The sequence below is a fragment of the Pedobacter sp. 01N416 genome (genome assembly GCF_056399685.1).
Genome location: NZ_JBFTRT010000902.1, coordinates 1 through 1,144 on the forward strand (window position 1 = coordinate 1; position 1,144 = coordinate 1,144).

At 40.0% G+C, this 1,144-nt stretch carries 1 protein-coding gene; it reads left to right on the top strand.

Going from position 1 to position 1,144, the window contains the following annotated elements; genetic code table 11:
• Positions 1-16 precede the first annotated feature (16 nt).
• On the top strand, positions 17-1,144 hold a 1,128-nt coding region (locus AC1DND_RS28260), incomplete at its 3' end, for a glycerol-3-phosphate dehydrogenase/oxidase (protein WP_477586216.1).

Here is a 1,144-nt window from a genome sequence, read left to right on the forward strand (position 1 = left end):
TCACCTAACAGAAGACATAAATTGGGACTTCATTATTATTGGCGGAGGTGCCACAGGTTTGGGTACTGCATTGGATGCTGCGAGCCGGGGCTTTAAAACTTTATTGGTAGAACAATCTGATTTTGCCAAAGGAACATCCAGCCGGAGTACTAAACTGGTACATGGTGGTGTTCGCTATCTTGCACAAGGAGATATCGGTTTAGTTAAACATGCCTTAAAAGAACGTGGTTTATTACAACAAAACGCAAAGCACCTGGTAAATAAAGAAGAATTTCTGATTCCCTGTTACGATTGGTTCTCTGTTATAAAATATTTAACCGGACTTACGCTTTACGATTGGTTAGCAGGCAAATATAGCTTCGGCAAATCTAAGTTTTTCTCTAAAAAAGAAACCTTAACCATGATGCCTGGCATTAAAGAAAAGGGATTAAAAGGAAGCATCAGGTATTACGATGGAAAGTTTGATGACGCCCGTTTAGCGATAAACATTGCACAAACTGCTGTTGAAAACGGCGCTTCATTATTGAACTATACAAAGGTAACCGGCTTGTTAAAAAGTGGCGACGTAGTTACGGGCATTGAAACAGAAGACACCATAACCGGGATAACAGCTAAATATACTGGCAAAATAGTAATTAATGCAACAGGCGTGTTTGTGGATGACATCCTGCAAATGAATAACCCGAATTCAAAAAAAATGGTACGCCCTAGCCAAGGTGTACATGTGGTGCTAGACAAAAGTTTTTTAAATAGTGAATCGGCTTTAATGATACCAAAAACCTCTGATGGACGTGTTCTATTTGCCGTTCCATGGCACGAACATTTACTGGTAGGTACAACAGACACCCCTTTAAACGAACATAGTTTAGAACCCAGAGCATTAAAAGAAGAGGTAGATTTTATTATGAGTACAGCGGCGAGTTATTTTAACCGCAAGCCCATGGAAAAAGATATCTTAAGTGTATTCTCAGGTTTGCGCCCATTGGCCGCTCCAACCAACGGAGATGGAAATAGTACAAAAGAAATTAGCAGAGACCATAAACTTATTGTTTCTGCAAAGGGATTAATTACCATTACTGGTGGTAAATGGACCACCTATCGCCGAATGGCAGAAGAAACGGTTGATTTAGCCATTACTCATGCT